Origin of the sequence: Streptomyces sp. SID3343 (assembly GCF_009865215.1) — a bacterium.
GTDB lineage: Bacteria > Actinomycetota > Actinomycetes > Streptomycetales > Streptomycetaceae > Embleya.
On the sequence record NZ_WWJX01001000.1, the window covers coordinates 1 to 5,836 of the forward strand.

Annotated in this window: 3 protein-coding genes; 2 read left to right on the forward strand and 1 reads right to left on the reverse strand. The window is 72.3% G+C overall.

The annotated features are described in order from the left end of the window. Positions 1-2,593: non-ribosomal peptide synthetase (locus GT354_RS31440; RefSeq protein WP_161359774.1), on the reverse strand; the 2,593-nt coding region annotated here is incomplete at its 3' end. A gap of 267 nt (positions 2,594-2,860) precedes the next feature. Here GT354_RS31440 and GT354_RS31445 point away from each other — a divergent pair. Both GT354_RS31445 and GT354_RS31450 read left to right on the forward strand, forming a co-directional pair. Then, a complete protein-coding gene (locus tag GT354_RS31445; protein WP_161359775.1) occupies positions 2,861-4,015 on the forward strand; it encodes a winged helix DNA-binding domain-containing protein in 1,155 nt (384 codons plus the stop codon). A 279-nt stretch (positions 4,016-4,294) separates the two neighbouring features. Beyond that, positions 4,295-5,836 (forward strand): alpha/beta hydrolase (locus GT354_RS31450; RefSeq protein ID WP_161359776.1); only part of this gene is annotated, 1,542 nt, incomplete at its 3' end.

Here is a 5,836-nt window from a genome sequence, read left to right on the forward strand (position 1 = left end):
GATCGATCGCCGACAACGTCAACGTCGACAACGGCGCGACCAGATCACGCGTGTCGGGCGAGCGCCCCGGCTCGACCCGGGCGACCACGACGGACGAGCCCCACTCCTCGGGCAGTACCCGCAACAGTGCCGCGGTCAGCGCGCATTCCACCGTGACGCCGCGGGCCAGCGCGAGATCGGACACGGCCTGTACGGCCGGCGCGTCGAGTCGCACCGGCACCAGGCCCGTGGCGTAGGCGCCTTCGGGGACCGGCACGGTGTCGGTCAGCGCGGACCCGAACGCGGTGACCGCGTCCGCGAGCGCCACCCCCGACGACGCTTCGCGTCGAGCCTGGGCGAGCGTGGCGAAGCGCACCGCGACGGGCTCGGCCGCCGGGCCGTTCGCGTACGCGTCCACGAACTCCGCCACGAGCACACCGAGCGACGCGGCATCGGCCACCGCGTCGTGCACCCGGATCTCCAGTTCGAACCGCTCGTCCTCGAACTGCCGCAGCGCGGCCCGCAGCAGCGGCCCCCGGGCCAGATCGAACGGCGCGTGCATCGCCTCGTCCGACCCGGACTCCGCTGTGTCCGCGGCGCCACGCAGATCCTCCTCGAACAGGTCGAACTCCACGTACGGCGAGACGAGTTGGCTGCCGTACTCGGCAACGGGCTCGAAGCGCGTACGCAGGCACTCCTGGCGGCGCACCACCGCCGCCAACGCCTCGGCGACCCGTCCGGCGTCGACCGGGCCGGTCAGGTTCGCCCGGACCGTCAGCCCGGGGGAGGTGATCCCGGGTACCAGCCGCTCGGCGTGGCACAGCGCGCGCTGCTCGGGCGACAGCGCGGCCCGACTGTCCCCGGCGTCCGCCGCGGCGGCCGGGGCGGACGCCGCGCGATCGACCACTGCGGCCCACGCCCGCACCGTCGGCTCGGCGAACAACTCCCAGACCGGTAGTTCCAGTTCGTACTCGGTACGCAGGCGCGACACCACCTCCATGGCCAGCAGCGAGTGCCCGCCCAGGTCGAAGAAGCTGGTCAGTGCGTCGACGTCGCCGCGCCCGAGCACCTCCCCCCAGGTCTTGGCCACCGCGATCTCGGTCGGCCCCTGCGGCGCCCCGTCGTGGTCGGGCCCGGTCTGCTCGTCGGGTCCGTCCGGGGCCTGCCACGCGAGCAGCGCCGCGTGATCGACCTTCCCGTTGCCCGTCACCGGCAGGGCGGGCAGGAATGCCACCCGGCTCGGCACCATCGCCTCGGGAAGGAACCGGCGTGCGTGCGCGCGGACTTCGTCCGCCTTCGGCGCGTGCCCCGGCTCGGCCACCACACAGGCGGCGAGCGTGTCCTCGTGCACGAGCACCGCCGCCTGGCGTACCGACGGGAGCCGTTCCAACACGGCCACGATCTCGCCGGGTTCGACCCGATGGCCGCGGATCTTGACCTGATCGTCGGTCCGCCCGAGGAAGTGCAGGTCGCCGTCGGCGCTCAACCGAACCACGTCGCCGGTCCGGTACATCCGCGCGCCGAGCACCCCGGCGAACGGATCGGGGACGAACCTGGCCGCGGTCAGGGCCGGTCGCCGGTGATAGCCGGTGGACACCTGAAGTCCGCCCACGTACAACTCGCCGCGCGGGCCCGGCGGGAGCAGGTCGCCGTCCTCGTCGAGGACGTACAACCGAGTGCCCGCGATGGGCGCGCCCAGGGGCAGGCGGGCCGGGTCCGAGATCGGTGCGAACGTGGAGTAGACGGTGGTCTCCGTCGGGCCGTAGCCGTTGTGCAACGACGCGGTGCGCTCCAGGAGTTCACGCGCGAGCCGTTCGGTCAGCTTCTCGCCGCCGCCGAACGCCCGCACCCGCTGCCGGCCACTCGTGCCCAACCCCGCGAGGACCAGCATCCGCCACAACGACGGGGTCGCCAGGACGGTGGTGACGCGGTGCCGGTCGATCAGGTCGAGCAGCACGTCGGGATCGCGGGTCCGGTCGTCGGCCGGGAGCACGACGGACGCGCCTGCCGCGAGTGGCACGAAGACGTCCGTGATCGACATGTCGAAGGCGATCGACGCCACCGACAACACGACGTCGCCCTCGGCCAACGACGGGCCCTCCGAGCACAACGCCCGTACCAGGGTCGCCAGGCCGCCGTGGGTGGCCACCACGCCCTTGGGGGTGCCGGTCGAGCCCGACGTGTAGATCACGTACGCCGGATCCGCGGCGAACACGCGCACCGGCCGCGTCGTCGTTGCGGCCAGCTCCGCGCCCAAGTCCAGGGCGGGGGCGGCGTCGGCGACCGCCGCCGGTGCGTGGTCGTCGACCAGGACCAGTTCGGGGCGGGCGTCGGCCAGGGTCAGCGCGATCCGTTCGGCGGGGTGGGAGGGATCCAGCGGGACGTACACCCGGCCGGCCCGCAGACAGCCCAACGCCGCGGCCACCAGCGCGGAACCCCGCCGCCCGCACACCGCCACCCAGCCGCCGGGGGAGACCCGGTCGGCCACCGCCGCCGCCCATCGGTCGGCGGCGGCGTCGAGTTCGGCGAACGAGATGTGTCCGCCCGCGTCGAAGACGGCCGTTCGGCCGGGCGAACGGCGCGCGACCACGGCCACCGATTCGGGCAGGGACACGGTCGTTCCGTCGTCACGGGTCGTACTCGGCTCGCTTTCGCGGTCAGGAACAGGCATCGCCATCCGTTCCGAGGCGACTCGGCGCGCGCCTCATTTCCCGGTGTATTCGCATTACTTGCACGATTACCTCGGATCGGCGCAGGGCGCACGCTTTCTTTCTCGTGTCTGTACGGAATCCGTCGAAATCCCGGGCATCGGCGCATATCCGCGTAGCATCGTCGTGCATTCCGACCGACGCGTTCGACGAACCATCGAAGAGGTGCGCTCGTGAGTGAAGTGGACAGGACACAGGTACTTGCGTTCAGGGCGGCCGGTCACCACCTGACCGACGCGGACCCGGCGCCCGACCTGTGGGCCGCGGCCGGCGCGGCCGGCACCCAGGACACCCCGCCGGGCAACGGCCGACTCGCCCTCCTGGCCCGGTGCCCGGGCCTGCGCGTCGACGACGTCGACACCGCGCTGGCCGACGACAAATCACTGCTCCAGGCCTGGACGGTGCGGCAGTCGCCGTATCTGTTCCCCACCCGCGACCTACCGGTGTTCACCAGGCCGATGCTCCCCGAGGACGAGGAATCCTGGCGCGTGGCGGTGCAGGGGTTCGTCCCGATGCTCGACGGGATGAAGCGCTCGGCGGTCGAGGTCGTCGAGATGACCAGGACGGCCCTCGAAGACGCTCTGGACGGACGGGTCCTGACGAAGCGTGAGATGGGAGTCGAACTCGGCAAGCGGATGCCGGACGAGTTCTCCGGGTGGTTCGAGCCGGACACCTTCAGCAGTTTCACCGCCATCCTGGCCCGCGCCGTGTCGTTGACCGGTCTGTTCGTCATCGCCCCGCGCGAGGGTCGCGAGGCCTCGTTCGTGCGCACCGACCAGTGGTTGGGCAAACGGCCGGCGCGCATGGCGGCGCCCGCCGCGCGCGCGGAGTTCGTCCGGCGCTACCTGCGCGCCTACGGACCCTCCACGCCCGAACACCTCGCGGAGTGGGCCGGCACGTCGCAGACGGTCGCGGCCAAGGCGTGGCAGGCGGCGGCCGACGAACTACGCGAGGTGCGCTTCGACGGGCGCACGGCGTGGATCCACCGCGACGACCACGACGCGCTCACCGCACCGCCCGAGGTCCGCGGCCTGCGGATGCTGCCGGCGTACGACCCGTGGCTGCAACTGCGTGACCGCGCCACCGCGATCCCGGACGCCAAGCTGCACAAGCAGGTGTGGAAGCACACCGCCAACCCCGGCGTGGTGCTCGGCGACGGCGAACTCGTCGCGCTGTGGCGCTCGCAGAAGAAGGGCAAGAAGCTGCGGGTGACGGTGGAACCGGTGCGGGCGCTGCGCAAGGCGGATCGCGAGGGGATCGAGCAACTCGCCGCCGACATCGCGCCGTTTCGCGGTTGCGCCGACGCCGAGACGCAGTACTCGGACTGAACGGCGCGGGTGGCTCGGGGCGCGGTGGGCCGGATGCACTTGCCCTCGTCCCTGTCTTCGTCCCTGCCCTCGTCCCTGTCTTCGTCTCCGTCCTCGTCCTCGTCCGAGCGTCGTGCGGCGACGGTCACCGTGGCCGACCGGGCAGTCGCGGCGCCGACTGCGACAGATCCGACAAAGATCTCGGGCGGTCGGTGACGGAATGTTCCAGCATGTCGTGGCGTCCGTCGTACCGCGCGCCCACCCCTCGGGCGAGGCGCGCCCGATCGCGAGGAGACCACCGTGCAGGCGCAGTCGCCGTTCCGGTCACGGCCACCGACCACATCCCGCCGCCGCTCGTGGCTGGTGTCCACGGCCACCGTCCTGGCTGCGGTGGCGACCACCCTCGTCGTGCCGTCCTCGGCCGTCGCGACCCCCGCGCCCAAGGTGCCCACACTGACCTGGACGGCGTGCGGCGAGGGCTTCGAATGCGCCACCGCCACCGTCCCGATGCGCACCGGCTCGACGGCCAAGGGCAAAACCACCGACCTTGCGCTGATCCGCATCCCCGCCCGCGATCGGACACACCGGATCGGCACGCTGTTCGTCAACGGAGGACTTCAGGCGGGCAACGGCATCGCCCTGCTGCGGCAACGCACGGCCCCCTTCGCCGCCCTCGCCGACCGGTTCGACGTCGTCGGCTTCGACCAGCGCGGCCAGTCGAACAGTTCGCCCACCGCGCACTGCATGACGTACGAGCAGGAGCGGGTGATCGAGGAACCGCTGCCCGCCTACCCCACGCTCGCGGACCGCCCGGCCAAAATCGCCGAGGCCAAGGCACTGACCACCGCCTGCGGGCGCAACACCGACCCGACCCTGCTGCGGAACATGAGCTCCGCCGACTCGGCCGCCGACCTGGACCTGCTGCGCCGGGCCGTGGGCGACGACAAGCTCAGCTACCTCGGTCAGTCCTACGGAACCGTGGTCGGGCAGATCTACGCCGCTCGGTATCCGGACAAGGTCCGCTCGATGGTCCTGGACGCGGCGATCGACGGGCGCGAGTACGTGTCCGACCCGCTGCGCTTCGACCGGGACCAGCTCGCCGCCAGCGAGTTCGCGCTCGGCCGCTTCCTCGACTGGTGCGAGGCCACGCCCGCGCTGTGCTCGTTCGGCAACGGCGACCCCGCGAGGGCCTTCGACGCCCTGGTGGACAAGCTGGAGCGCAACCGGCTCGCCAACCCCGGCCGACACGACATCCTCACCGGCGGTCTGCTGCTCACGCAGGCGATCGGCGGACTGATCAACTCCGACGCCTGGCCCACGTTCGCCGCCTACCTGACCGCGATGGACGCCCAGGACGTACCGACGACCGAACTGCCCACCGGCCCGGACGACGTGACGGCCCAACAGCTCGCGAACTCCTGCCTGGACCGGGACATCCCCACCGATCTGCGCGCGCACGACCGGCACTTCGCCGCCGCTGCCGCGAGGTCGCCGCACTTCGGCCGGGTGTACGGCTACGGCGAACTCAAGTGCGCCCTGTGGCCGGTCCGAGCCGACGACCGCTTCGACGGCCCCTGGCGCTACACCGGCCGCACCCGGGCGCTGGTGATCGGCGTCGACGGCGACCCGCTCGCACCGCTCGCGTGGGCCCGCAACGTGACCGAAACCATGGGACGGGCTCGGTTGTTGAGCGTCACGGGCGACGGGCACACCGCGTTCGGGCGCAACAGCGCGTGCGTCGACGGAGCGGTCACGGCCTACCTCACGTCCGGCCGACTGCCCGATCGCGGCGCGACCTGCACCCTGCCGGCGCCGACGGCGCCGCCGGCCACGTCCACGCCG